Below are 25,388 nucleotides of genomic sequence, written 5' to 3'. Positions count from 1 at the left end.
TCAGCGGTGCAGGATCACCTGGTACAGGTTGTGGTCCTGCCAGGTCCCGGCGATCCGCAGGTACGACGGAGCCATGCCGATGTGCTCGAACCCGGCTTTGCGAAGCACCCGTTGCGAACCATGGTTGTGCAGCAGGGTGCTCGCCTCGACCCGATGCAGGCCGAGGTCGTCGCGCGCCACCCGGACGATCGCCTGCACGGCGGCCGTCGCGAGGCCCTTACCCGCGTACTCCGCATCCACCCAGTAGCCCAGACCGGCGTTCTGAAACGGCCCGCGGACGATCCCCGACAGGTTGAACCGGCCGACGATGCTCGTGCCGTCGAACAGACCGAGCGAGTATCCGCTCCCGGCGGCACTCGACGCGAGCTTGCTGGCGAGGTCCGCCGATTGCCCGGCCTCGGTGAAGAACTCGTCGGATCGAGCCGGCTCCCATGGGGCCAGATGGTCGCGGTTCCGCGAGTACGCCGCAGCGAGCGCCTTCGCATCGCCGAGCTCCAAGGGCCGCATGTCGACGCCGTCGGCGAGGTTGATCACGGTGAACACCCGTCAACGGTAGTCGCCGCCGGGCGCACTCGACCACCCCGATGCGACGTGGGTACCGCCGACTGAGACTCAGCGGCTGGCGATGGGGTGGGCCGGGTACTCGCGCAGCACCAGGGCCGTGCTGACGGGACCGAACCGGCCGATGGCGTCGATGATCTGCTCGAGGCGTTCCGGCGAGGGGGCGTGCACGTCGAGGACGAAACAGTCCTCGCCGGTCACTCGGTAGATCCGGTGGATCTCCGGCAGCTCGTCGAACTGGGTCAGTGACGCCTGGATCTGCGCGTGGGTCGTCCGCAGTCGGACGACGGCGTGCGTCGTGAGCCCGAGCTTCCGCGGCGAGACCCGCGCCCCGTAGCCGGTGATGTACCCGGCGAGCTCGAGCTTGCGGACCCTCGCCGACACTGCCGGCTGGGACAGGTGCACGAGCCGGGCGAGGTCGGTCATCGTGGTTCGCCCGTCGACCTGGAGCACGTCGAGGATCGTCTGATCCGTTCGATCGAAGGAAAGCGAAGCATCGTCCGTCATCTGCTTAGTAAACAACGGATGATGACGCTCCAGCTGCTGACACCGAGGGTCCGACTGGCACGCTGAGGGCAGATCACCCAGCCACGACGAAGGAATCCCATGTCGATCATCACCATGCCCGGGATCGGTGGATCCGACGACGCCCACTGGCAGTCCCACTGGGAGCGCGCGACGCCTGCGATCCGACGGTTCGCACCGGCTTCCTGGGACGAGCCGGATCTCGACGACTGGTCCGCTGCGCTCGACCGGGCGGTGGCGGACGAACCGGCGATCCTGGTGGCCCACAGCCTCTCGTGTCTGCTGGCCGTCCGCTGGGCGGCGGCGAACCCTGCACGAGTCGCCGGGCTGTTCCTCGTCGCTGCACCCGATCCCGACGGGCCGCGGTTCCCGAGGGTCGCCGCTGCGTTCGCCGAGGATCTCGATGTCCGGCCATCCGCACCCGCACTGCTCGTGGCCAGTGACGACGACCCGTACTGTTCGGAGGCACGCGCAGCCGGGTTCGCCGCAACGTGGGGCGTGCCTCGGATCAGCGTCGGGCGGCAGGGCCACGTGAACTCCGCCAGTGGACTCGGCGCCTGGCCGGAGGGCCGGCGACTGCTGACCGCGTTCAGCGCGGGGGTCGGGAGTCGCGAGCGGTCAGCAGCGGCGTGAGGGCCGCGATCGCCGGTTCGAACCGCGCTCGCGACGGCGTGGCGAACCCGACGACGAGGGCCTCCGGGCGGTCGTGGCTCCGGGTGTAGCGCGCGAGGCGATGGACGCCGACGTAATCGGGTTGGGACTCGAGCCGGGACAGCACCGTCGGGGCGGCATCGCCGAGCGGAATGAGGCCGTGCAGCCCGGCAGCGAGACCGGGGACCTCGAGACCGACGCTGCGCAGCGCCTGCTGGAGATGGGTGCGACGGCGGGCGTACTCGCGGCGCTGACGGCGGATGTGGCGCTCGTACTCGCCGGTCCTGATGAGGTCGGCGAGAGCCAGTTGGTTCAGCATCGGCGCGCCGCCCGTGAGCGCTTCGGACGCCTCGACGACCGGACGCACGAGGTCGCGCGGCAACACGAGCCACCCGAGCCGGAGGTCTGGAGCGAGGGTCTTGCTCACGCTGCCGGCGTAGACCACGCGCTCCGGTGCCGACCGTTGCAACGCGGCGACCGGGCGGCGGTCGAAGCGGAACTCGCCGTCGTAGTCGTCTTCGACGATGAACCCTCTGTCGTTCGCCATCGCCCAATCCACGACGAGTCGACGTCGCGCCGGAGCCAACGCCCCACCCAGTGGGAACTGGTGCGACGGCGTCAGCACGACGGCGTCCGTGCGGGCATCGAGCCGACCGATGTCCGCGCCGTCCTCGTCCACGACGAGGTCGGACACGGTGAACCCCGACGTCGACCATGGGCGTTCGATGCCGAACAGCGACGGGTCCTCGATCGCGACAGACGACGCTCCGCCTGCCGCGAGCGCTGCTGCGAGGAGCGTGCTGGCAGTCCGGTAGCCGGCGCAGATCACGATGGCGTCAGCGGTCGTCTCCACCCCGCGAGCGCGGGCGAGGTAGGAGGCGAGTTCGGAGCGCAGCGCCATGCTGCCGGCACCGTCGGAGTCGACGTCGGCAGGTGCGGCGCCGGCACGCCGGATGGCGGTGAGCCAACGCGCGGTCGGAAAGGACCCCGCCTCAGGTCGCCCCGGCCTGAGGTCGAACTCCGGTCCGGCACTCGCTGCCGTCCGGCTTGCGCTGTGGATTGGCGCGACGCTGCGCGCGACGAACATGCCCTCGCGGGCTCTGGCCTCGAGAACACCTTCGGCGACGAGGTCGTCGGTGACGGCCACGATCGTGTTGCGAGCCACCCCGAGCTCGAGCGCGAGTTCCCGGGACGACGGCAATCGCATCCCGGGTAGGGCCCGGCCATCGGCGATCGCGGCCCGGATGGCGTGTTCGACGGCACGGGTCTTCGGCAACGTCGGGTCCAGCTGGAGCATCAGGTCCACTGGACCAGGATATGCGGCTCGTTCTGGACCTCATCATCGGTCCACCGGCGGAATAGGGTCGAACCGCATCTTCTGGAAGGACGTGCTCATGCGGGTGTTCATCGCGGGCGGATCAGGCGTGCTCGGGCGCGCGCTCATCCCGATGCTCAGGGCAGCAGGTCACGAGGTGATCGCGACGACCCGGTCACTCTCGAAGTTCGCGCGCGTCGCGGACACCGGGGCGACACCGTTCCTGCTGGACGCCCTCGACCGGACCGCGACGGTGCGGGCGGTGGTCGAGACCCGGCCGGACGCGATCGTGCACCTCCTGACCGATCTGACCGCGGGAGACTCAGGGAGCAACGCACGATTGCGCACCGCGGGCACCCGTCACCTCGTCGACGCGGCCCACGAGGTCGGAACGTCGCGGATGGTCGCGGAGAGCATCTCCTGGATCCACTCCCCCGGTCGTGAGCTCGCGACGGAGTCCGATCCGCTCGATCTGGACGCACCGGAGCCTCGGCAGACGACGATCTCCGCGGTGCGTGCCCTCGAGGGCACCGTGCGGGAGCTCGATGACGGCGGGGTCCTCCGCTTCGGCCAGCTCTACGGGCCCGGAACCTGGTACTCGACCGCCGGACGCTTCGGCGATGCCGCCCGTGCGGGCGAGCTCCCAGCCACGGAGACCGTCACCTCGTTCGTGCACACCTCCGACGCCGCCGCGGCGCTCCTGCTCGCACTCGGATGGGGTCGCGGGACGTGGAACGTCGTCGACGACGAACCCGCCAGTGGCCACGAGTGGGTGCCGCGGTTCGCCGCTGCAGTCGGCGCGCCGCCGCCGACATCATCGACCTCCGGTGACATCGGCCGCCCGGTGTCGAACGCCGCCGCCAGAGCGGCAGGTCTCACGTTGCGTTACCCGAGCTGGCGCGACGGGTTCTTCGCGTGAATCGGCGGCGATTCCGTCGCGGATCCTGGCGGCAGGCCGTCGTCACCCTCGCCGGGGTCCTGCCGATGAGCGTCGCGTTGAACATCGGCCTCGACCCGCTCACCAGCGACTGGCCCCGCCTGGCCACGGTCGTCGCAAACGCGACCGTCCTCGTCGCGTCGCTCACGTGGATCCTCCTACCGGCGCTCCATTGGGCGACGGGCGGGTGGGCCGCGCCGCGCCCGAATCCGTCAGCCGAGCTCGCGGAGCCTGGACGCGACGTCGCAGACGTTCCGTCGCCGTGATCAGCGGACGCTGCAGGGCCCCGAGGCGGACAACACGATGACCGGGCCTACTTCGGGCGCGTCGGCGAACTCCCCGAGACGCAGGTAGAACCCGTCGTCAGACGTGAACGCCACGGCCCGGGTGGCGTCTGACGATCCATCCGCGGCGACCTTCTTCTCCACCTTCCATCCCGCGCGTCCGGCGTACATCGCGGCCGCATCGTCCAACCAGGCGGCACGGTCGAAGTCCGCTGCGACGCTGACCGTCAGGATCCCGTTGAACTGCGCGGCGCCACCGGTGCACTGGATGTCGACGTCGTCCTCGACCCCCGTCGACGCGCTGTCGGCAGGCAGCGTCGCCTCGAACTCGGCACGGAGCGAGAGCGCCTCCGACTTCGTGGTGTCGTAGTCCGGCCTGATCTGCAATGATCCACAGCCTGCGAGCGCGCAGGCGAGGACGATGCCGATGAGGCCGAGCATTGTCCGACGCATGATGCGATCCCTCCCCAAATGGACCAAGGTCTTCAGCGTAGGTGCCGAGGACGCCCGTCGGGCAGACTGGACCGGTGACCCGACCCGATCCGATCCGAGCCGACACCACCCGAGCAGCCCTCCTCCGCGACCGCATCGTCCAGCAGGTCGCCGAGCGGGGCTTCGGCGCACACGGCCTGCACGTGCTCGCCGGTGATGACGAAGCCGAGCATCGCTGGACCGAGGACGTCCGTGAGGACATCCACTCCGCAGCGAAGGGCGTCTGCGTGCTCGCCGCCGGTCTCGCCATCGACGACGGCCTGATCACGATGGACACCACGCTGGGCACCGTGTTCCCGGAAGCCGACTTCGGCGAGGGCACCGCCGACGTCACCCTCCGGCACCTCCTGAACATGACGAGCGGCGTCGACCTCCCCTGGTCGCCGACCCTCCTGTCCGACTGGCCGGACCTGGCCCTCGAGTTCCTGAGCAGGCCGTCCCGCGGTCGCGTCTTCCAGTACTCGAACGCCAGCACCTACACCGCGATGCGCGCGCTCGAGACTCGGGTCGGCGACGTCGGCGACTACCTCGAGCAGCGACTCCTCGCACCGCTCGGCATCCACGACGCGCCCTGGGAGCGGTGCCCCCGCGGATTCATCGCATCCGGCGGAGGGCTGCAGCTCCGCACCACGGAACTCGCGCGCATCGGCCGCCTCATCCGCGACCGCGGCCGGTGGGCGGGCGAGCAGCTCCTGTCGCCGGAGTGGATCGACGCCATGCACACCGACTGGGTGCCCTCCGGAACCGGCGCCGGGTACGAGCGGTATGCGCTCGCCGGATGGGACGGTCCGGGCGCGGCCTGGCGACTCCACGGTGCCTACGGGCAGCTCGTCATCTTCACCGGCGACGCCGTGGTCACCATCACCGCCGAGGACCACGAGGGGGCCGACCGCATCGCGGCCTCCGTGTCCTCGCTCCTCACCGACACCGCGGGCTGATCGCGGCTGCGGGCGCGGGTCAGCTTCCGGCGCGGAGCACTCCCGCCGCCGCTTCGACGGTCGAGACGAATGTGGCGCCGACGCTCCGGTGCCCCGACCGGATCTCCTGCTGCGGAGCGTCGGAGAGCACGACCACGTCGATGTCGAGGATGCGGCAGACACGCGCCTTGTACGCGATGTCGACGCGGTCACCCGCTCGCGGGCACAACACGACGGCGCTCGGTGGGAACCGGTCGTCCGTGAGCATCTCGCCCCAGGATGACGCCGCGATCGTCACCTGCAGATCAGGTGCGTGGGAGCCGAGCCACGACACGGCAGACGTGCGGGCGCGATCGTCGCTGTCCAGTACGCCGACTGTTCGCATCGATACCTCGTCACCCGCCGTCGCACCCGGAGTCACACCCCGGTGGTGTCGGCGCCATCCGTAAGATACCAGCGCCGGGACCGCCCGCGGAGCACGGAAAACCGAACCCCACCGCACCACCCACCCACCCACGCCCGACGCGGACCGTCCACCACGGACGGCTCGCGGCGCTTGCGCCCCACAGGCCTGGCGGGCACGATGGACGGGTACCGCGGTGTCGTGGTGATCGTCGAAGCCCAGGCCGACTTGTCTGCCGACCGATCCCCCGCTCCGCCTCGGAGGCATCGTCCATGACGACTGCTCGCTCATTCCCACCTTCCATCCCCGGCCCCGTCCGCTCAGCCGCCAGCCGGTACCGCGGTGTCCTCGGCCGGGCCGGGGCGCCGCAGTTCTTCCTCGCTGCGGCCCTCGCCCGGCTCGGCGTCGCCATGACCGGACTCGGATTGCTGTTCTCGATCCAGCACGCGACGGGATCGTTCGCGGTCGCAGGTGCGGCGACGGGGGCGTTCGCCCTCGCCGAGGCGGTGTTCGGTCCGCAGATCGCACGACTCATCGACCGGTGGGGCCAGACGGCGACCCTTCCGGTGGCCGTGCTCGTGCACGTCAGTGCAGTCGTCGTCGCGATCACCACTGCAGGACATGCGCCGATCGGCATCACCCTGGCGACCGTCGTCATCGCGGGCGCCGCGATCCCGCAGCCCGGCGCCCTGTCGGCGGCACGCTGGTCACGTCTGATTCCGGAGCCCGAGGCGCTCCGGACCGCCTTCTCCCTCGAGGCGAACGTGAACGACGTCGTGTTCCTGTCGGGACCGATCCTCGTGACGCTCCTGAGTTCCTTGCTCGCGCCGTGGGCGGGATCCGCATCCGCGGGGATCCTCGTGGTCACGGGCTGCGTCGCACTCTCCCTCCAACGCTCCACCGCACCGATACCGCGACGTCGACCCGACCGCGGGGCGGACACCCACCGATCCACCCTCCTCGCCCCGCCGTTCCTCGCGGCGCTCGGGGTGAACCTCGGGCTGGGGTGCTTCTTCGGTGCGGTACCGCTCCTCGTCACGGCGGCGGCGACCGCGGAGGGACGGCAACCGTTCATCGGACTCGTCCTCGCGCTCTCCAGTGCCGCGAGCATCGTCGCCGGTGCGCTGTACGGGGCGCTGCGATCAACTCCACAGCCTCCGACCGTGCAGCTGATCGCGTCCGTCGTCCTCACGCTCGCCGTGCTCGTCGGCACCGTCTGGCCGACCCTGCCCGGGCTGGCGATCATGCTCCTCGTCGGCGGGACCGCGATCGCACCGCTGCTCGCCTCGTCCTCGCATATCGTGCAGGCGACGGTCGTCCCACAGGAACTGACGCAGGGGTTCACCTGGATCAACTCCGCTTCCGCTGCAGGTATCGCGGCGAGCGCCGCGCTCACCGGTTGGCTCGTCGCACAGGGAGGCGTCGAGGCCGCGATGCCGACGCTCATGGTCCTCGTCCTGATCGCGGTCGCGTCAGCAGGGTTGGCGCACGCGCGAACGAAGGCGGGCCGACGTCGCGAAGATGTCTCGCTCAAGCCTCACCGGTGAGGCCCGAGGACTGTCAGCTGGGGATGCGACGTCGACCGGATCCCACGCTAGAACGAGCCACCGACACCGTTCAGCTGGGATGGTGTTGCAGAGCCCGTCGCACTCGTCAAGCGGGCTCGCGAGGTCGGTGGGCGGAGGTACCGTCACGGACATGGGTTCCTCTCGCACATCCCCCGGTTCCGTCGATCGCATCGCCCGCGATGAGTTCGGATGGGAGACGTTCCTGCCAGGACAGCGGGAGGCGATCCAGTCGGCGGTCGCGGGGCGTGACACCCTGTTGGTCCTCGCCACGGGCGGCGGGAAGTCGGCGGTGTACCAGGTCGCCGGTGCTCAGCGCGGCGGCGTGACCCTGGTGATCTCGCCGCTGGTCGCGCTGCAGGCCGATCAGCTCGCCTCGATCGAAGCCGCGCCGGACGCGCCCCCGGCCGTCGCCCTCAACGCCTCCCTCGGGCAGGCGGCGGTCGCGAGCGCGTGGGAGCTCGTCGACCAGGGTGGCCCCGTGTACGTGCTGCTGGCTCCTGAGCAGCTCGCGAACGAGGAGACCGTGGACCGGCTCCGGACGGCCGGTGTCTCGCTGCTGGTCGTCGACGAGGCGCACTGTGTCTCCTCGTGGGGGACCGACTTCCGCCCCGACTACCTGCGCCTGGCCGACGTCCGCCGCGAACTCGGCGATCCACCCGTCCTCGCGATGACCGCGACCGCGTCCGGCCCTGTCCGCGCGGAGATCATCGACCGGCTGCGCATGCACGACCCGGACGTGCAGGTGCACGGCGTCGACCGGCCGGAGATCCGGCTCGTCGTCCACCGCCACGAGAGCGAAGCGGAGAAACGGGCCGCGGTCGTCGACGAAGCCCGCGCCTGGACGGCGCCCGGGCTGGTCTACGTCGCGACGCGGCGCGAGACGGAGCAGTACGCCGACGAGATCGCGGCCGAGGGCCGCCGGGTGGCCGCTTACCACGCGGGTCTGAAGAGCACCGAACGTCGTGCCGTCCACGATCGCTGGCGCGCCGGCGAACTCGACGTCGTGGTCGCGACCTCCGCGTTCGGCATGGGCATCGACCGCGCCGATGTGCGTTTCGTCCTGCACGCCACGACCACCGAGTCGCTCGACGCCTACTACCAGGAGGTGGGCCGCGCGGGACGGGACGGTGAGCCGGCGACCACCGCGCTGCACTACCGGGCGGAGGATCTCGGACTCCGCCGCTTCTTCACCAAGCGGTCGGTGTCGGAGTCGGCGTTGCGCGCCGTGTGGCGGGCAATCCGCGCGACCCCGGGCGTGACCGTCGGCGATCTCGCGGAGCAGCTCGATCGGCCGCGGCGCACGGTCGCCCGCCTCGTCAACGACCTCGCGGACGCCGGGCTCATCGACACCGCCGACGGCGTCCGCGCCATCGACCAGGTCGGCCCGAAGCGCGCCATCGGTGCCGTGCGGGAGACGCTCGAGTCACGCGAGCGGATCGCGGAGTCGCGGCTGGCCATGATGCGCGCCTACGCCGAGACGTCGCACTGCCGCCGGCGGGTCTTGCTGGAATACTTCGGTGTCGAGGCCCCGGAGTGGTGTGGGAACTGCGACGGCTGCGAACGGCACGAAGCGCACCAGGAGCAGGAGCGGGCACAGCAGCACGCCGGGACGGCCAGCGCCAGCCACGCGTCGCCGTTGCACGTCGACCAGGCGGTGCAACACGAAGAGTTCGGTCCGGGCACCGTCATGGGCGTCGAACCCGACCGCGTCACCATCTTCTTCGACGCCGAGGGATACAAGGTTGTGGCGCTCTCAGCGCTCGAGACCGGCGTCCTCTCCGCCCGCGAGCTCGCCTCGGCCTGAGCGCTCGGGCGCCTGCGCACCGCGAACCGGCACCCCCGCGTCGCGCAGGCGACCCCGAAGGGCTTCGACCGTCGTGAACCGGTGTGTGGACATCGAGAGCTGTTCTGCTCCCGCGAGTTTCGCAGGCGAGTCGTCGCTGAAGAACACGTCTTCTCCTCGTACCTGCAGAGCATCGAGCACGTGCTGGAACGCACGGACGTCGGGTTTCGCGAAGCCGATGTCCGCCGAGTTGAAGATCGCGTCGAAGTGGTCGGCGATGCCCGAGGCTGCGAGTTCAGCAGCGATGGTGTCCGTGCCGTTCGTGAGCACCGCCGTCGTCAAGCCCGCGGTTCGGATCTCGTCGGACAGCTCCAGCAGCGCGTCGTCGACCGACCACGTCTGAGCACCCCATTCCTCCGCCGCTGCCCGGTCACCGACGAGACCGCCGATCCGGCCGACCCATTCGGCTCTCGTGATCCGGCCGGTGGTGACCTCGTCGATGAGCGGCGCCGCGAAGGCGATCCCGGCGAGCACCCCAGGCTGGAGTCCGTACCTGGCCTCGATGTCGGACGCCTGCGCCGGATCGAAGTGTCGGATCACGCCGTCGAGGTCGAACAGGACGACGCGGATCACGACTCGACCCGTTCCTCGCTGCCCGCCGACTCATGCCCAGGAGCGTCGGCGATGACGCGATCGATCCAGTCACGTCGCGGCAGCGTCAGGATCTCGTCCCGAGCGAACCAGCCGAGTTCGAGGAGCTCCTCGGGATCCGCGGTCGCTTCGCTGAGCAGCTCGCAGTCGTAAGCGGTGGTCACGTACCCGACGTGGTCGCCGTTCGGATAGCGCACCATCATCGGTTCGCCGCCGTACACCCCGACGATCCCGCGGATGCGGACCCGGGCGCCGGTCTCCTCGAGGACCTCGCGCAGGAGGGCGTCGGCGGGTTCCTCACCCGGCTCGACGCCGCCGCCGATCAGGCTCCAGAGGCCGGAGTGGTGATGGCGACCGAGGAGGAACCGGTCCCCGTCCCTGATCACCGCGGTAACCCCGGGGAGCATGAGGAACCCGGTCCCGATGTGGGCGCGGATCGAGGCGACGTAGTCGGACATCGGCATGCGGGGAGTCTACGGAACCGGTCTGACCGGAACGTGTCAGTCGGCGTGCTCCGGCGGCCACACCACGGCGAAGTGTTCGAAGACGATCTCCTCGGACTCCGACCACTCCGCGCCCCGGGCCGCACTGGTCCGTTCCCAGTAGCGTCGGTGTTCGCGCTGCCAACTCTCGAGCGTGCGGTCGTCCTCACCTTCGGCGAACGCGAACGCGGCGTCTCCGCTCGCGAACGGACCGATGCGCAGGGCGACGCTGCGGATGATGATCTGCGGAGCACCGGTGCTGTCGCACGCGATCCAGTGCGACCCGATCCGAGGAAGCGGGTCGCCGCGGTGTGCGAACTCCGACACGAGTTCGGCGGTGGCCCGCTTCCGTCCGCTCAGGACGATGTCCAACAGCTCGTCGGCCAGCCCGGCTGTGTCGCCGAAGTGCTCGACGGTGTAGTCGGCGTCGTCCAGTCCCGCGCCGCCGCGATGCTCGGCGTACGCCTGCCACATCGCGATCGCAGCGTCATGGTCGGGCGACGCGACCGGTGCTGCGTCGTTCGGGGAGTTCATACCTTCGATCGTGCCAGACCATCCGACAGACCTCTGCAGCTCAGCGCAGGCGACCGCCGGTGAACGCGCTCGCAGCCGCGGACACGGTGTCGAGCGGTGTATCGATCGCGACCTCGCCGATCTGGAACCCGAGCTTGCCGAGCGCGGCGAACGACCGCGGCGGGAGGGTCGTCGAGACGCCCGGCGACTGCGCGGTGAGACCGGGCAGGAGGTGGAAGGTCAGGATCCGCCACTTGCCGCGTGAGCGGACCGAGACGCGCTCGATCGCACCCCACGGGAGGAAGACCTCGCCCTGCGGGATGACGCCACGAAGGCCATTCGCATCGAGCGTCAGCACCGTGCGAGCCACCGACTGCGCACCGCGGACCGTCGCGAACTGCACCACAGCGAACAGCATGAACCAGGAGACGACACTGAAGGACAGTCCGGACAGCATGCCGAGGGCGAACCCGCCGCTGGACGTGGTCAGTGCGGCGAGGACCATCCCGAACACGGGGATCAGCGCCGCTGCGATCAGCATGAACACGAACGCCGGACGGGTCGCCCGCTCCGTCCGCACCGGGTCGGAGCCGACGACGAGTGGCGGGAAGGACTGCGGTGCACCGTTCATGAGGACAGTATGCCGCTCACCGCGCGGTGAGGCCCGAGCCGTCCGCATCGGCGACGAACGAGGTGGAACCGTAGTCGTCCCCGACACTGAAGGTGATCTGCGGCGGTCCGGCCGAACGGGCGAACGTGGGGCTGTCGACGTCGGTGTCGGTCGACCGGACGACGTATGCGAGCGCGTCACCCACGGGCAGGCCGACCTGCTCTGCGCCGTCCTGCATCAACGCCCAGACGCGGTCGAGCGCGACGTCCGACCAGGAGAACTGCTCGGCCGCCGATTCGGGTTGGATGCTCGCCGCGCCGTCGTTGGTGACCTGGCCATACCGGTACTCCCACCGGTCGGTCTTCGTGTCCCCCACGGTGAGCGGCGCCTGGACGATGACGAAATCGGCGGCGACCGTGATCGACACCACACGGTCATGACCGATCGCTTCCTGGAGCGCGCGCTGCGCCTCCGCGAGCGCCCCCGGGCGACGGAGGTCGGGTCGGAGGCGTCCGTCCTCGAGGGCAGCGATCGCCTGCGCGACGGACTGGTGGTACGGCACGACCACGATGGCCGCTGCCGCGATGGCGACGATCGCGAACAGGGCGAAGCGGCCGGGACGACCGGCCCGGCCGACGCCGAGCAACGGTCCGCGTCGCCGTCCGTCGACGATGCGCCGGTGCGGCTCGACGGGGAGGAACGGGACGGACGCGCGAGCCGGCACGCGCAACCGTGAACGCTCCGCCGGAGCGAGCTCGCCGGCGTCGATGAAGGCGACCTCGGGGCCGCCGTCGAGCAGGATCGCGACATCGCGCTCGGTGCCCGGCTGGAACATCGGGATGGCGGTCAGCGGTACGACGGTGCGCATCGTGCTCGCGAACGCCGCTCCGTGAAGCGGCTGGACGGTCAGGTCGAGTTCGCACAGCGGCTGGTCGTTGATCTGGGTGCCGGTCTGACGGAGCGCATCGACGCGGGCGACCCCGAGCCGACGAGCGTCCTTGGCCTGCTGGACGGCCTGAGGCGAAGCACCGACGGCGTTACCCACCGACCGGGCCACGAGCGTGAGCACCGAGGTCATGATGAAGACGGGGAGTGCGACACCGGCGACTGCGTACCCGACGTCGGGCGGACCGACGGTGATCACGATGACGCCGCCGAGCAGAGCACCGAGAGCCGCGAAGGCGATCAGACGAAGCATGCTTTCGACCTTATCGAAGCGCTCGATCCCACCACCGCCGGCGGTTCAGCCGGGTCCATCGCTCGTCGCGGCGAGCAGGGGCACGATGACGTCGCTGATCGGCGTAGGGATGCCGTGCACGCTCCCCCGCCGCTGGATCACCGCATTGCGGACGTCCCACTCGAGCGGCTGTCCCTGTTCGCGGTCGGCGAGGATCGATGTCCCGCGGTCGACTGGGGCGCTTCGGAACTGGTCGAGGAGCCGTCGGGGTTCGTCGTCAGCCAACCGAGCACCCTCCGCTCGGGCGACGACCGCGCACTCCTCGAGGTAACCGAGCATCAAGCGGCCGATGTCGTCGCGCCGGTACATGCCGGATCGACGTCCCGTCAACGCCATGAGTCCGGCGGCGGCGTTCTGCAGGAGCTTGCGCCAGGCGAGGGTCGTGAAGTCGGTCGAGACCTCGACGGTGCAGCGGGAGCCGCGCAACGCGTCCTCGACGACGACGGCACCAGGTGCCTCCGGCACGGACAGGCGCGGCGGGCTCAGCAGCGTGACCGGGCCGCCGGGCTCACGGGTGGCCGGGAACCACACGACCGCGGGGACGACCGTTCCGGCCCGGACGAGTGGGTCCACCATCTCGCGTTGCTCGACCCCGTTCTGCAGGACGCACACGACCGTGTCCGGGCCGCACAACGCGGCGAGCCAGTCCGCAGCGGCAGCCGTCTGGGTCGCCTTGACCGCCAGGAAGACGAGGTCCGCGGCACCCGGAGACTCCGCCGGATCGGTGTGGACCGGCCCGGGGACCGTCACCGTCTCGTCATCGACCTGGAGCTGGAGTTCTGGCCGCTTCGACCGCCCAGCAATGAACGGCGTCCGTCCCTGCTCGTGGAGCGCGGCGGCGACCACGGTTCCGATCGCGCCAGGCCCGATCACCGCGATGCGGTCGGGCCCACCGGGCGTCACGCCTCGCTCGATCCGGACAGGGCGTCGCGGGTCGCGGCGATGACCGCCTGCGGGAACCGCCGGAGCTGGTCGAGGTCGACCCATTCCTCCGCCGCGTGCAGTCCGCCGCCGGCGGGGCCGCACACGACGGTCGGGATCCCCGCCGCCTGCCAGAGCGCCGACTCCATCCAATACGGCGCTCCGACCGCCGCCGGTGCGGCCTCGGCGTCCCGGGAGAGCTCGGCGGCGAGGACGTCGGCGAACCGCGCAGCCGCCCCGTGCTCGTCGGCCTCCCAAGCCTCACGCTGATGGGTCAGCCGAGCGCTCGTGCGCAGACCAGGCATCTTCGCGGCGACCGCATCGAGCATCGACTGGACCTCGACGAGGGCGTCCTCAGCGCGTTCACCCGGCAGGGTGCGTCGCTCGATGACGAGGGTCGCGTCGGCGGCGATCGTGAACGGGGCGCTCCCTGCCCTGGCGACCGTCGCGGTGAACGAACCGTACTCGAGCAGCGGGTGCGCCGGCCGTCTGCGGAGCTCGTCGTCGGCCCGCACCACCTCCTGCAGCAGCGCGCCGAGGGCACGGATCGCATCGACGGCCAGGCCGGGCTGAGAGGAGTGCGCGGCCGTCCCGTGTAGCGTGACCTCGACGACCGCGTACCCCCGGTGCGCCGCTATGCGATCCAGCCAGGTGGGCTCGGCGATGAGGCACACGTCCGCCGTCACACCACGATCGGCGAGGTGTCGGAGGACGGCTGCGGCCCCCACGCTCGCGTCTTCTTCGTCGGCGACGCCCGTGAAGACGACGGTGCCGGGGTGGTCGGCCGCGGCAAGTCGCTCCGCGGCGACGATCAACCCCGCCAGGCCGGACTTCATGTCGCTGGCGCCGCGTCCGAAGAGCTTGCCGTCCGCGATCCGCGGGTTGAAGGGGTCGACCATGCCCTCGACCCCGACGGTGTCCAGATGGCCGTTGAACACGACCGTCGGACCCGGCCGCGATCCCGCGTGCACGGCCACGACGCTGACGCGCTGCGCATCCTCCGGCGCGGGAACGAGGTCGACCACGAAGCCGGCTCCCTCGAGTCGCTGCGCGATCACCGCCGCGATCCGCCCTTCACCTGGAGCCCCTGGGACGAGGCTCGGACTGACGGAGTCGATCGAGATGAGCAGGCGAGCGAGCTCGAGCGCGTCGTCGCCGGGGCTGAGGTCGGACATGCCACGACGATAGCGGGATGCCCGCCCGCGCGTGATCCGTCAGTGCCTCGGCGTCACTCCGCCTTCGGCGCGCGCCACGTGCCCGCTCCACCGAAGGACTCCGACTCGAGCGTGGCACCCTCCGGCACCATGATGAGCTGGCACCCTTCCGCCTTACCGTCGGACACCTCGCCGAGACCGGTGCAGTCGAAATCCCCGCCGAAGTCGAGGACGTTGATGGGCGACGCCTCACCGTTCGACGCCTTGGCCTTCCAGAAGTTCTCGTTGAGGTCGCTCTTGCCGTCGTTGAACACCACCTCGTAGGACACGAAGTAGGGCGTCTGGCCGGCGAGTTCGTCGAGTTCGAGGTCGCCGAGGTCGTCAGCGGTGCGCTCCTCGATCGCCGTGACCGTCATGGTGCCGTCGGTGATCCGGACCTCGTCGCCGATCTCACCGCCCGAGCTGCCACAGGCGCTCAGGAGCAGCAGTGCCGGAACGGCCAAGGCTGCTGCCGAGGTGCGGATGATGCGCTGCCGGAATGTGTGCCCCATGGTGATGCTCCCCCTGATCGACGGTTGTTGTTCTCAGGGTCCAGCTTGGGGCACGCCACGACGACCGCTCAATGGGGACTGCTCCCCACCCCAGGCCCGTGGACGTCGACACCTGGGTGGATCGCGGCGCTGACGCCGAGGACCAGAACAGGCGCCCGTCTCCGTGAGGGGACAGACGCCTGAGCGCATCACCGGCCGCGACGGGCCGCTGATCAGGACTAGCGGTTCTTGACCCGCGTGACTGCGTCGGTGTTCTCCGAACGCGCATTGCCGGCCTTCTTGTCGGCCTTGGCGGTGCGCTTCTCCTTCAGCGTCTTCGCCGGTGCGGTCTTGCCGCCTTCTTTCCGTGCGGACTTCTCGCCCATGATGGTGCTCCTTTGCGAGTCACGGTGACCCGGTACCGCTGAGGGTACAGCCACATCCTGTCCCCGGGTCCAGCCGCCGCATCCTTGTTAGCATTCGGGGATGACGAACCCGACACAGATCACCGACGTCCCGATCGGCGACGAGGGCATCCGACTCGGGCAGTTCCTGAAGTTCGCCGGTCTGCTCGACTCCGGCGGAGACGTGAAAGCGGCGATCGCCGACGGCGCGGTGCGGGTCAACGGCGAGATCGATCGCCGACGCGGCCGGCAGTTGCAGCTCGACGACGTCGTCTCCCTCGAGGGGCGCAGCGTCCGCGTCCGCCCCTGAGCCCGATGAGAGGAACCCTGTGAGCCCGAGCACACCCCGACCCATTGCCGTCACCGGATCGACCGGCGTCCTCGGCGGCCTGGTGGCGCACGACCTCGCCGCCCGCGGGATCCCACAACGCCTGCTGGTGCGCACGCCCTCGAACGCACCGCAGCACCCACTCAGCACCGTGCACCGGTTCAGCTACACCGACCAGGCGGCGGCCCGCGCGGCACTCGAGGGCGTCGACACCCTGTTCATGGTGTCGGGGGCCGAGAGCGCCGACCGGGTCGACCAGCACCGGTCGTTCATCGATGCGGCCTCCGCCGCCGGCGTGCAGCACCTGGTGTACACCTCGTTCGCTGCGGCGGCACCGGATGCCGTGTTCACCCTGGCGCGCGACCACCATGCGACCGAAGAGCACATCCGAGCGTCGGGCATGCGTTGGACGTTCCTCCGCGACGGCTTCTACCTCGACTTCATGGAGGCCCTCGTGGGTGAGGACGGCGTCATCCGCGGGCCGGCCGGGGACGGTCGCGCCTCCTTCGTCGCCCGCGCCGACATCGCACGGACCGCTGCGACGATCCTCGTCGACCCGGCGTCCCACGCCGGTCGCACCTACGACCTCACCGGACCGGAGGCGCTCTCGATGGCCGAGGTCGCCGCCACGATCGGTCGCGTCCGCCATCGCGAGGTCACCTTCCACGACGAGACCATCGAGGAGGCCTACGCATCGCGAGCCTCCTACGGCGCACCCGACTGGGAGGTCGACGCCTGGGTGAGCACGTACACGGCCATCGGCAGCGGTGTGATGGCCGAGGTGAGCCCGTCGATCGAGGACGTCACCGGTGTCCCACCGATGGACCTCGAGACCTACTTGCGGGCGAACGCCGACTGAGGACTCCCCCGTCCGACGATCGACCGGGCACGACCACCCCGCTGGATCACAGGCCGTAGAACCCCAGTTCCCAGTCGACCGCTTCCGTGGGGCTGAGGTCGACGTGCGTCAACTCGGACACGTCGTTGGTCGTGAAGTAGATCGACGTCCCAGGGCTCACGAAGACGCTCGCGAAGTCCTCGCCGACGACGTCGAGGTCGACGAAACCGCCTCCGGACAGCGCGGTGCGCTCCATCGTGTCCTTCAGGGTGGTGATGATCGTGCTCGGGTCGAGGTCGTAGACGAGCCCGCCGAGCGTGAGAGTGCTGCTTTCCATCGTGATGTCCTCAATGAGGTCATGGTGCGCGAAGGGCAACCGTACGCCATCGAGCGGTGCGAACCCGTCCTACGGCTCCACAGCGACGCGCTTCCGGCGGAACTAGGGCAGATGCCCGAGGTAGGCATCGGGCCTCAGCGAGGAACGTGAGTGGTCGAGCACGGACACCAGCACCGTGCGGCAGCGGAGGAATCATGTTGATCACGAGCGCCAGTTACAGCCCGTTCACGTCCGTCGAGACGAGACGCTTCATCGAGCAGGAACTCCAGCGGGATCTCGAGCGGGAGCGTCGCCGCCAAGAACGACCACTCGAGGAGCAGCGACAACTCGCGGAGGCCGCGGCCGATTCCGACGAGGGTGGGACCATGGAGTGGTGAGCCTGCCCACCACCAGCCCGACGATGATCGGGCGTGCCTCCGACCTCAGAGCGCTGCAGGCCGTGTTCGACGCCGTCACCGCGGGCGAGTCACGAAGTGTGGTCCTGAGCGGCGAGGCCGGCATCGGCAAGACGCGCCTGCTCACCGAGTTCACGCGGTCGGTCCGGTCGTCGGCGCTCGTCATCACGGGCCAGTGCGTGGACCTCGGTGACGTCGCCGCGCCCTACGCACCGGTCCTCGGCCTCATGAAGGACCTCGTCGCGCAGCGCGGGCGCGACGCGGTGCTTGAAGCTGCGGGCCCGGGCAAGGCCTCCCTCGCGACGCTGCTGCCGACACTCGGTCCCGACGCGGAGGATCAGCGGGAGGGCGGCGTCGGGCGGCTCCACGAGACCGTCGCCGTGCTGTTCGAAGCGCTCTCTCGCGACCAGCCCGTCGTGGTCACCGTCGAGGACGTCCACTGGGCAGACGGCGCGACGCTCAGCCTGCTCGCGTTCCTCGTCCGCGCGCTCACCTGCGATCGCGTGATGATCGTGCTCACCTTCCGGAGCGAGGACGTCTCCCGCGGACACCCGTTGCGCGGGTTCCTCGCCGAGCTCGACCGCACGAGACGCGTCGAGCGGCACAGCCTCGAACGGTTGAGCCGCAGCGACGTGCTCCGCCAGGCGATCGCCATCCGAGGCACGTCGCTCGACACGGTCTCGATCGACAGCGTGTACGCGCGGAGCGAGGGCGTCCCGTTCTTCGTCGAGGAGCTGCTCGGTCTCGACCAGGACCGCGACGGCGAGGGCGACGAGCTCCCGGACACGCTCCGCGAACTCCTGCTCGCGCGCTACGAGCGCCTCGCGCCCACGACCCAACAGCTGTTGCGCGTGATCTCGGCCGGGGGCGTCTGCGTCGAGCACGCACTCCTGGAACGGGTGTTCATGGGCGGCCCTGACGCTCTCGACACCGGTGTGCGGGAGGCGATCGGGTCGAACGTCCTCGTCGCGGACGCGACCACGTACGAGTTCCGTCACGCACTGGTCCGGGAGGCGATCCACGACGACCTGCTGCCCGGCGAACGGAGCCGGTTCCATGCGGGGTTCGCCGAGGCGCTGGAGGCAGGCGTCGGTGGTGAGCCGGTCGCTGCGGCGGTGTCGCACCACTGGATGCTCGCCCGCGACTTCGGACGGGCCTTCCCCGCGACCGTCCGCGCCATGGAGCAGGCCCACGCAGCATACGCGTACAGCACGGAGGCGCAGCTCGGCGAGCGTCTCCTGGAGATCTGGGATCAGGTCCCGGACGCGGAAGCGCTCGTCGGCCGCTCGCGTTCGGAACTCATGCGACGGACGGCGAGCGCGTTGCGGAACGCCGGCTGGACGGACCGGGCGATCGCCATGGTCGACGAGGTGCTCGCGACGCCGGAGGACCGCGACGACCTCGACCAGGCCAAGCTCCTCCGTGACAAGGCCTTCTACCTCGCCAACCTCGGTCGACCGGGCTCGGTGGACCTCCTCGAACAGGCGCTCGACCGGGTTCCACCGGGCACCCCTGGCGATCTGCGTGGTGTCCTGCTGACGAGCCTCGGCGCGCGACACATGATCGTCGGGCGGCTGGAGCGGGCGATCGAGTACGCGGACGAGGCCGCCCGGGAGGCCGTCCGCACCGGTTCGGCACGGAACGCCTCGGTCGCCGCGAACATCGGTGGGATCGCGCGCATCCACCACGGCGAACTGGAGAGCGGCAGCAGCATGCTCGCGAGCGCTGAGCCGCTGGCGGACGGCGACGGCAGCGCCCTGCTCCGGTACCGGGTGAACGCGTCCGACATGGCGAACCTGCTCGGCTCATACGAGGACGCGCTCGCCTCGGCGCTGGAAGGTGTCGCGCGAGCGAAAGAGCTGGGTGTCGAGCGCAGCTCGGGGCTCATCCTGTCGTCGAACGCGGTCGACCCGCTGGTGGCGCTCGGGCGCTGGGACGAGGCGGAGGAGCGTGTGCATCGGGCACTGGCACTGCAGCCGCCGCTCGCGTTCTCGGTGTACCTCCGCCAGTCCCTGATCCTGCTCACCCTCTGGCGAGGCGACACCGAGAGTGCGGCGACCATGTACCGCCGGTGGCGGAAGGGGATGCTCTCCCTGTCCGGCCTGGAGGTGCAGACGAGGTTCGGTGTCGCCCGCGTCGTGATGCAGGTCGGGCTGGCGGCCGGCGACCTCGCCGGGGCCTGGTCGCCGGCGGGGGTCGGCGTGTTCGACGCACCGGACCACCGCCCGATGCCGGCGTACGACCTGCCTGCGCTGGCGGACGCGGCGCGCGTCCTGGCTCGGGTCCGTGTCGCGCTGGCCACCGGCACCCTCCACGTGGAATCCGGGCCATTCGCGGATGTCGACGACGATCAACTCCGGCAGCTGGAGGAACGCTGGCGGGCACTGCTCGCCGAGGAGCGGTTCTGGCCGACCGCACCGCTGTGGAGCGCGCTGGTCGACGCAGAACTCGGCGGACCGGACGGCACCGGTGACGACGTCGGTGCGTGGGAGGCGGCTCGCGCGATGGCCGAGCGTCCGTTCGCACCGGCCGCGCTCGCGCCCTACACAGCGCTCCGACTGGCTGAGGCGCGCGTGGCCGCCGGTGATCGCTCCGGCGCACACGACACGCTCGTCGTCGCGGTCGCCGAGGCGACGACGCTCGGTGCCGGCCTCGTGCTCGACGGTGCGCGGGCGTTGGCGGAGCGAGCGTCGCTGAACGTCGACGGCCGCCCCCGAGCGCGCGGCACGAGCGGCTCCATCGAGTTGACCGCCCGGGAGCGCCAGGTGCTGCAGCTCATCGCGGAAGGCCTGAGCAACCGTCAGATCGGCGAGCGCCTGTTCATCAGCGCGAAGACGGCGAGCGTCCACGTCTCGGCCATCCTGCGGAAGCTCGGTGTGGCGACCCGGACCGAGGCCGCGATGGTCGCCGGAGCGAGCGGGTTGCTCGCGGCGAGCGCCGAACTCGCCGACTGACCGGACGCCCACCTGGCGGTGAAGTGGGTCCCGGCCGGAATCGAGGGGAAGCCGGCCGGGAACCCCGACAGGGCGAAAGGGTCCTGTCGCGCATCAGCGTAATCACGAGGCCGGACGGCGCGTGGCCCGTTGCGTTCTTTGGACAGCAGCATCCGTGTACACTCAATAAACCGACACTTGTGTCGAATTATGCACACGGATCAGCAACGGAGAGCACATGCGCATCGTCATCATGGGTCGAGGCGTCATCGGGGTGACCTACGGTTGCGTCCTGCGTGAAGCCGGCCACGAGGTCCAGCACCTCCTTCGTGACGCCGACCCGCGGGCCCGGCCGGCGACCACCACGGTCGACCTCCTCGACGGACGCGAGCAGCCACCGGTCGACCGCTCGTTCCGGTATCCGCTCACCCCGGTGACGTTCGATCCGGAGACGGTCGACCTCGTCCTCGTCTCCGTTCCGGCCGAGGCACTCGCCGGTGCGATCGAGTCGCTCCGTCGCCGCGGACTCGATCGACGCCTCCTGCTCATGGGCGGGTTCTGGGGGTCCCGCGAGGAGCTGCAAGCGCTCGTGGGCCACGACGACCACCTCCTCGGCTACCCGATCGCCGGCGGCCGACGCGACGCGGAACTCGTCGAGAGCGTCCTCTTCGACAGCGTCCGGTTGGCGCCGGCGTCCGCTCACACCACCGCACTTCATGCAGCGGTCTCGCAGGCGTTCCATGACGCCGGACTGACGGCGGAGCGGTCGCCTCGCATGCTCGAGTGGCTCTGGGTGCACCAGGCGGTCAACGCCGGGATCATCTCCGCGATCGCCTCCGAGTTCCGCCCGGGCGACGAGATCGGCGACGTCGTCTCACGAGCGTTGGCGAGCCCGCGAACCCTCGCTCGGGGCATCGGCAACATCCGTGAATGCCTCCGGGTCGTGCAGGCCCGCGGGGTCCGGCTCCGCCACCACCTGCGGGACATCGCGCCGTTCACGCTCCTGCCGAAGGCGCTCGCCGCGCGCGTCATGGTCCTCATGTTCCGGAAGGACGTCCTCAGTCGGCGCATCATGGAGCTGCACCACAACACGGACGATATCCTGGCGCTCATGTCGGAAGTCCACGTGTCGGCCACCGAATCGGCTGTCCCCGTCCCCGGGTTCACCCGCGACCTCGGTCGCGCACGGGACGCCCTCGCCTCGTGAACGCGCTCAGCCCGACGTCGTCACGCGCCCGCGAACACCTGCGGCAGGCCGCTGTCGCCGAGTTCCGGGAACGCGGCTTCTGGCGGACGACGATGGATCACGTCCGACTGGCGGCGGACGTCTCGCGCGGAGGCCTGTACTACCAATACGCCAACACCGAGGAGATCCTGCTCGACGCGCTTGCGCACGAGCGCTCAGGAGACGAGGCGAACGACCTCGAGGGCTTCCTCACCGAACAGGCGACCGCGCTCCACGACATCGACGCGACCCTCCGCCCGATCGTCTACGAATACGTCCTCGGTCTGCCTGCCGACCATCGTCGCGCTCTCCTCGCGGAGCAGTTCCGGCAGGCCGAAGGGGTGGTGGTCGGGATGCTCGGCGAGGTCTCCGGCGTCGACGATCGGGCGTTCCTCGCCCGGCAGATCGTCAGGCGCCTCGAAGGACTGTCGATCGCAGCCATGGCGGGAGCACTCGACGACGTGGACCTGGAACGCGAGCTCGCCGACCTCCGCACCCTGGCTGCGGGATGAGCCGGCGTGTCCTGCGACGATGCGCCGCGTTGCGATACTGAAGGGATGCCAGCGTTGACCCTCCGCCCCGTCGAACGTCCACGGGACGACGACGCGTTCGTCGAGTTCCTGAGCGCACACGAGTTCCCGTTCCACATGCAGCCGCGACCGACCACGGAGGAGGCTCGCAAACGCCTGACCTCCGGCATCGTCGACGGGCCCGGCGCCTTCGGATGTTGGGTACTCGCAGACGGTGAGGTGGTGGGAATCGTCACCTTCGAGGACCTCGAGGACGACACGGCGTTGATCGACCTGCGGCTCGCCGAAGACGCGCGAGGGCGCGGGATCGGCACGGCGGTCCTGCCGGTCATCGTCACCGAGGTGTTCGGCCGGTTCCCGTCGGTTCGCAAGCTCGAGGGGCAGACCCGCGAGGACAACGTCGCCATGCGTCGTGCCTTCCGTCGGGCTGGCTGGGTGAAGGAGGCCCACTACCGCGAGGGCTGGCCCGTGGCCGGCGGACAGCCGCTCGCATCGGTCGCCTACGCGATCCTCCGCAGCGACGTGCAGTCGGGCACGACGACGCCGGTCCCTTGGGACGACGAGCCGTAAGGCGCCATCGACGAAGGCTCGCAAGCTGATCGCGCGGACATCACAGCAGGAGCTGACGCACCCTCTGTCGAGATGCCTCGGCGAAGCCCAAGGTGTCGAAGACCCCGTCCGCATCGGCGACGAACGCTCGCACGTGCGGCGTCACCTCGTCGAGGAAGGCGTCGACCTGCTCCGAGGTCCAGGAGGCCTGGCGGTCGTGGGTCGGGCCGCCGTGGGGCGCTGTTCCGGCCATGGCACGCACCGATGCCGCGTAGTCGTCGACGATGGCCTCATCGGTGACGCCGGCGTTGGCGAGGAGGAGCGCGCTGATCATGCCGGTGCGGTCCCTGCCGGCTGCGCAGTGCACCAGGATCCCGGGTTCGGATGATGCGACCGCTTCGAGCGCACCGCGGACGAGCTCCGGCAGGATACGCACATTGTGCGGCCAGTACTCCGGGGAGTCGAGGATCGGCAGGCACACCTCGCGGAACTCCGGATGGGTCTGATCCTCGGTCGGCGCGAGCGTCATCACCAGCTCGGCTGGTGGCCGGACACCAGAGTCGGTTTCGCGCGCCCCGGTCTCACCGACGCTGCGGAGATCGATCACGGACCGCAGCCCCCATCGCATCGCGGCGTCCCACCCTGCAGCGGTGAGCAGCTCTCGTCGGGGACCCCGCGCGATCCGCCCGCGCGCTGTCAGGCCGGTGGACGACAGCGGTGTCGGCAGGCCACCGAGATCCCTGAGGTTGCGCAGGCCGTCCCAGTCCAGATTCCGCATCCGGCAGAGCGTACCCGAACCGACCGTGCGGCTTCCGACTGCGAGTTAGCGCTTGCTGGCGGCGCGCCGGATGGCGCCGAAGACGATCGTGCCGATGAGGAGGACGATGCCGATGATCCCGAGCCACAGCAGGCCCTTCAGCGCGAAGCCGACGATGGAGAGGATCGCCCAGATGACGAGGAGCACGATGATGATCTGCATGGCTTGGGTTCCTGATTCCGTGGGGTGATGGTGGTCGGTGAGGTGGCTCAGTGTATGCGGAGCTCCGCGACGAGCGGGCACGCGAACGGATCGCGAGCTCCGAGGCCGACGCGGTTGAGGTAGCGGATGACGATGCCGTACGAGCGCAGCAGCGTGGTCTCGGTGTACGGGACGTCGAGTGCGGCGCAGTGGTCGCGAACGAGTCGTCGAGCCTCTTTGAGTGCGGGACGCGGCATCGAGGGGAACAGATGGTGCTCGACCTGGTAGTTCAGGCCGCCCATGAGGAAAGACACCCACCATCCGCCGACGACGTTCCGCGACGTCAGGACCTGACGGGAGAAGAAGTCGACGTCCGCGTCATGGGCGATCGTCGGCATCCCCTTGTGGTTCGGGGCGAACGAGGCACCCATCATGACGCCGAACACCGCGAGCTGGACGCCGAGGAACGCGCACGCCATGCCGAACGGCAGGAACCAGAACACGACCGTGAGGATGATCCCGAAACGTGCGACGAGCATCACGCCCTCGATCACCCGGTCGCGCACGTCGGCCCGCGTCCCGACACCGCTGACGACGGAGCGGATCGCGAGCCAGTGCAGGTTGACGCCTTCGAGGGTGAGGAGAGGGAAGAACAGCCAACCCTGGTGGCGGTAGAAGATCTTCGCCGCCCGGTTCCGCACGGTGTCGACGTCCTCCGGCAGGAAGCGGATCGTGTCGGGCTGGATGTCGGGGTCCTTGCCCACCGTGTTCGGGTTGCCGTGGTGACGGGTGTGCTTGTTCATCCACCACGAGTAGCTCAGTCCGACCAGGAAGGTCCCGAGGAAGCGACCCGCCCAGTCGTTCCAGGCGCGGGACTCGAACACCTGCCGGTGCGCGGCCTCGTGGGACAGGAAGGCGAACTGGGTGAACAGCACGCCCAGAGCCGCCGCCACCACCAGCTGCAGCCAGGAGTCACCGAGGAACGCGAAGGCGACCCAACAGCCGGCCGTGGCCAGCACGAGGACGGCGAACAGCGTCCAGTAGAAGCCGTAGCGCCGTCGGAGCAGACCGGCCGACTTCACCTCGGCGAGGATCGCGGAGTAGCTCGAGGTGCCGCCAGCCCGCGTTCTCCCGCTGGGTCCGGTCTTCCGGAACCCGCTGCTGCGTTCGACCGTCATCGGACGCCCTGCGCCGGTGGGACGGGCGGTCTCGTCGACCACGAAGGTCGCCGACGGCGCGCGAGAAGAAGGCCGACGGGGTGCGTGCTCATGAGGCTCCTGGGCATCATCAGAAAGGACGAACAATCCGGCAACCGGGGTCTGGGGCAGCGCTCGTTCAGCGTAGAACGGCCCCGCGA

General features: G+C 70.0%; 31 protein-coding genes. 13 read left to right on the top strand and 18 right to left on the bottom strand.

Translation table 11 applies throughout. The features are described from left to right. Together GV015_RS05600 and GV015_RS05595 are read right to left on the bottom strand one after the other, a co-directional pair. Complete coding sequence (locus tag GV015_RS05600) at positions 1–507, bottom strand: GNAT family N-acetyltransferase (RefSeq protein WP_159880127.1); 507 nt, start codon at positions 505–507, stop codon at positions 1–3. Between the two features lie 105 nt (positions 508–612). Further along, positions 613–1,068 carry an Lrp/AsnC family transcriptional regulator gene (locus tag GV015_RS05595; RefSeq protein ID WP_079704740.1) on the bottom strand — a complete coding sequence of 152 codons (456 nt, stop codon included), beginning with the start codon at positions 1,066–1,068 and terminating at the stop codon, positions 613–615. 99 nt (positions 1,069–1,167) lie between these two features. On the opposite strand from GV015_RS05595, the gene GV015_RS05590 reads away from it, so the two are divergent. Continuing rightward, positions 1,168–1,719: an alpha/beta hydrolase gene (locus GV015_RS05590; RefSeq protein ID WP_159877185.1), complete on the top strand. Its 552-nt coding sequence runs from the start codon at positions 1,168–1,170 to the stop codon at positions 1,717–1,719. On the opposite strand, the gene GV015_RS05585 is transcribed toward GV015_RS05590, so the two are convergent. After that, the gene (locus GV015_RS05585) at positions 1,676–3,034 is read right to left on the bottom strand and encodes a PLP-dependent aminotransferase family protein (RefSeq protein WP_236555562.1); all 1,359 of its coding nucleotides are present in this window, start codon (positions 3,032–3,034) and stop codon (positions 1,676–1,678) included. The genes GV015_RS05590 and GV015_RS05585 overlap by 44 nt on opposite strands. 97 nt (positions 3,035–3,131) lie before the next feature. On the opposite strand from GV015_RS05585, the gene GV015_RS05580 reads away from it, so the two are divergent. Then, positions 3,132–3,971, top strand: a complete 840-nt coding sequence (locus GV015_RS05580; RefSeq protein WP_159877181.1) for an NAD(P)-dependent oxidoreductase — start codon at positions 3,132–3,134, stop codon at positions 3,969–3,971. Further along, a complete protein-coding gene (locus GV015_RS05575) occupies positions 3,968–4,255 on the top strand; it encodes a hypothetical protein (RefSeq protein WP_159877179.1) in 288 nt (95 codons plus the stop codon). The genes GV015_RS05580 and GV015_RS05575 overlap by 4 nt, the downstream gene beginning before the upstream one ends. Here the strand turns inward: GV015_RS05575 and GV015_RS05570 are convergent, their stop codons facing one another. Next, entirely contained in the window at positions 4,256–4,726 is a 471-nt protein-coding gene (locus GV015_RS05570) for a hypothetical protein (RefSeq protein ID WP_159877177.1), read from the bottom strand. It lies immediately after the preceding gene. A gap of 74 nt (positions 4,727–4,800) precedes the next feature. Between GV015_RS05570 and GV015_RS05565 the strand changes: the two genes are divergently transcribed. Further along, positions 4,801–5,703: a serine hydrolase gene (locus GV015_RS05565; protein ID WP_236555339.1), complete on the top strand. Its 903-nt coding sequence runs from the start codon at positions 4,801–4,803 to the stop codon at positions 5,701–5,703. A 19-nt stretch (positions 5,704–5,722) separates the two neighbouring features. Here the strand turns inward: GV015_RS05565 and GV015_RS05560 are convergent, their stop codons facing one another. Beyond that, positions 5,723–6,067, bottom strand: a complete 345-nt coding sequence (locus GV015_RS05560) for a hypothetical protein (RefSeq protein WP_159877175.1) — start codon at positions 6,065–6,067, stop codon at positions 5,723–5,725. A gap of 290 nt (positions 6,068–6,357) precedes the next feature. Between GV015_RS05560 and GV015_RS05555 the strand changes: the two genes are divergently transcribed. Then, entirely contained in the window at positions 6,358–7,632 is a 1,275-nt protein-coding gene (locus tag GV015_RS05555) for an MFS transporter (protein WP_159877173.1), read from the top strand. 151 nt (positions 7,633–7,783) lie between these two features. Beyond that, positions 7,784–9,457 (top strand): RecQ family ATP-dependent DNA helicase, encoded by a 1,674-nt coding sequence (locus GV015_RS05550; RefSeq protein WP_159877171.1) that lies wholly within the window; start codon positions 7,784–7,786, stop codon positions 9,455–9,457. Here GV015_RS05550 and GV015_RS05545 read toward each other — a convergent pair. The 9 genes from GV015_RS05545 to GV015_RS19000 form a co-directional block, all read right to left on the bottom strand. Beyond that, positions 9,407–10,069: an HAD-IA family hydrolase gene (locus tag GV015_RS05545; protein WP_159877169.1), complete on the bottom strand. Its 663-nt coding sequence runs from the start codon at positions 10,067–10,069 to the stop codon at positions 9,407–9,409. The two genes, GV015_RS05550 and GV015_RS05545, sit on opposite strands and share 51 nt — an antisense overlap. Further along, positions 10,066–10,551, bottom strand: coding sequence for an NUDIX domain-containing protein (locus GV015_RS05540; protein WP_236555338.1), 486 nt, complete (start codon positions 10,549–10,551; stop codon positions 10,066–10,068). The genes GV015_RS05545 and GV015_RS05540 overlap by 4 nt, the downstream gene beginning before the upstream one ends. 36 nt (positions 10,552–10,587) lie before the next feature. Continuing rightward, a complete protein-coding gene (locus GV015_RS05535) occupies positions 10,588–11,103 on the bottom strand; it encodes an ASCH domain-containing protein (protein ID WP_201299361.1) in 516 nt (171 codons plus the stop codon). Positions 11,104–11,143: 40 nt separating this feature from the next. Beyond that, the gene (locus GV015_RS05530; RefSeq protein WP_159877167.1) at positions 11,144–11,713 is read right to left on the bottom strand and encodes a hypothetical protein; all 570 of its coding nucleotides are present in this window, start codon (positions 11,711–11,713) and stop codon (positions 11,144–11,146) included. 16 nt (positions 11,714–11,729) lie between these two features. Continuing rightward, positions 11,730–12,890, bottom strand: a complete 1,161-nt coding sequence (locus GV015_RS05525; RefSeq protein ID WP_124768385.1) for a hypothetical protein — start codon at positions 12,888–12,890, stop codon at positions 11,730–11,732. Between the two features lie 45 nt (positions 12,891–12,935). Beyond that, positions 12,936–13,832 carry an oxidoreductase gene (locus GV015_RS05520; protein WP_236555336.1) on the bottom strand — a complete coding sequence of 299 codons (897 nt, stop codon included), beginning with the start codon at positions 13,830–13,832 and terminating at the stop codon, positions 12,936–12,938. Further along, a complete protein-coding gene (locus tag GV015_RS05515) occupies positions 13,829–15,025 on the bottom strand; it encodes a M20/M25/M40 family metallo-hydrolase (protein ID WP_159877163.1) in 1,197 nt (398 codons plus the stop codon). Before GV015_RS05515 ends, GV015_RS05520 begins: the two co-directional genes overlap by 4 nt. A gap of 53 nt (positions 15,026–15,078) precedes the next feature. Beyond that, positions 15,079–15,555: a hypothetical protein gene (locus tag GV015_RS05510; protein ID WP_159877161.1), complete on the bottom strand. Its 477-nt coding sequence runs from the start codon at positions 15,553–15,555 to the stop codon at positions 15,079–15,081. Between the two features lie 218 nt (positions 15,556–15,773). Beyond that, positions 15,774–15,920, bottom strand: coding sequence for a hypothetical protein (locus tag GV015_RS19000; protein ID WP_157579891.1), 147 nt, complete (start codon positions 15,918–15,920; stop codon positions 15,774–15,776). 100 nt (positions 15,921–16,020) lie between these two features. Between GV015_RS19000 and GV015_RS05505 the strand changes: the two genes are divergently transcribed. Continuing rightward, positions 16,021–16,248 carry an RNA-binding S4 domain-containing protein gene (locus tag GV015_RS05505; RefSeq protein WP_159877159.1) on the top strand — a complete coding sequence of 76 codons (228 nt, stop codon included), beginning with the start codon at positions 16,021–16,023 and terminating at the stop codon, positions 16,246–16,248. A 19-nt stretch (positions 16,249–16,267) separates the two neighbouring features. After that, a complete protein-coding gene (locus GV015_RS05500; RefSeq protein ID WP_159877157.1) occupies positions 16,268–17,125 on the top strand; it encodes an SDR family oxidoreductase in 858 nt (285 codons plus the stop codon). A gap of 46 nt (positions 17,126–17,171) precedes the next feature. Here the strand turns inward: GV015_RS05500 and GV015_RS05495 are convergent, their stop codons facing one another. After that, complete coding sequence (locus GV015_RS05495; RefSeq protein ID WP_159877155.1) at positions 17,172–17,441, bottom strand: hypothetical protein; 270 nt, start codon at positions 17,439–17,441, stop codon at positions 17,172–17,174. 194 nt (positions 17,442–17,635) lie between these two features. On the opposite strand from GV015_RS05495, the gene GV015_RS05490 reads away from it, so the two are divergent. From GV015_RS05490 to GV015_RS05470, 5 genes are all read left to right on the top strand, one after another. Beyond that, positions 17,636–17,818 carry a hypothetical protein gene (locus GV015_RS05490; RefSeq protein ID WP_159877153.1) on the top strand — a complete coding sequence of 61 codons (183 nt, stop codon included), beginning with the start codon at positions 17,636–17,638 and terminating at the stop codon, positions 17,816–17,818. Next, positions 17,815–20,790: a helix-turn-helix transcriptional regulator gene (locus GV015_RS19260; RefSeq protein WP_159877150.1), complete on the top strand. Its 2,976-nt coding sequence runs from the start codon at positions 17,815–17,817 to the stop codon at positions 20,788–20,790. Before GV015_RS05490 ends, GV015_RS19260 begins: the two co-directional genes overlap by 4 nt. Before the next feature lie 217 nt (positions 20,791–21,007). Continuing rightward, positions 21,008–21,976, top strand: coding sequence for a ketopantoate reductase family protein (locus GV015_RS05480; RefSeq protein WP_159877148.1), 969 nt, complete (start codon positions 21,008–21,010; stop codon positions 21,974–21,976). Continuing rightward, positions 21,973–22,506, top strand: coding sequence for a TetR family transcriptional regulator (locus GV015_RS05475; RefSeq protein ID WP_159877146.1), 534 nt, complete (start codon positions 21,973–21,975; stop codon positions 22,504–22,506). The genes GV015_RS05480 and GV015_RS05475 overlap by 4 nt, the downstream gene beginning before the upstream one ends. Before the next feature lie 45 nt (positions 22,507–22,551). After that, a complete protein-coding gene (locus GV015_RS05470; protein WP_159877144.1) occupies positions 22,552–23,094 on the top strand; it encodes a GNAT family N-acetyltransferase in 543 nt (180 codons plus the stop codon). Positions 23,095–23,134: 40 nt separating this feature from the next. Here GV015_RS05470 and GV015_RS05465 read toward each other — a convergent pair whose 3' ends face one another. Genes GV015_RS05465 through GV015_RS05460 form a run of 3 tightly spaced genes read right to left on the bottom strand, consistent with a single transcriptional unit; the run spans position 23,135 to position 25,209 of the window. Beyond that, the gene (locus GV015_RS05465; RefSeq protein ID WP_159877142.1) at positions 23,135–23,851 is read right to left on the bottom strand and encodes a tyrosine-protein phosphatase; all 717 of its coding nucleotides are present in this window, start codon (positions 23,849–23,851) and stop codon (positions 23,135–23,137) included. Between the two features lie 45 nt (positions 23,852–23,896). Further along, positions 23,897–24,052: a hypothetical protein gene (locus GV015_RS18995; RefSeq protein ID WP_168223376.1), complete on the bottom strand. Its 156-nt coding sequence runs from the start codon at positions 24,050–24,052 to the stop codon at positions 23,897–23,899. 47 nt (positions 24,053–24,099) lie between these two features. Next, positions 24,100–25,209 carry an acyl-CoA desaturase gene (locus GV015_RS05460; protein WP_159877140.1) on the bottom strand — a complete coding sequence of 370 codons (1,110 nt, stop codon included), beginning with the start codon at positions 25,207–25,209 and terminating at the stop codon, positions 24,100–24,102. Positions 25,210–25,388 lie beyond the last annotated feature (179 nt).

The sequence above is a fragment of the Plantibacter sp. T3 genome, from assembly GCF_902506515.1.
Taxonomy (GTDB): Bacteria; Actinomycetota; Actinomycetes; order Actinomycetales; family Microbacteriaceae; genus Plantibacter; species Plantibacter auratus.
Note: the sequence above shows the minus strand (reverse complement) of the source record. Positions and strands in the feature narration are given on the sequence as shown.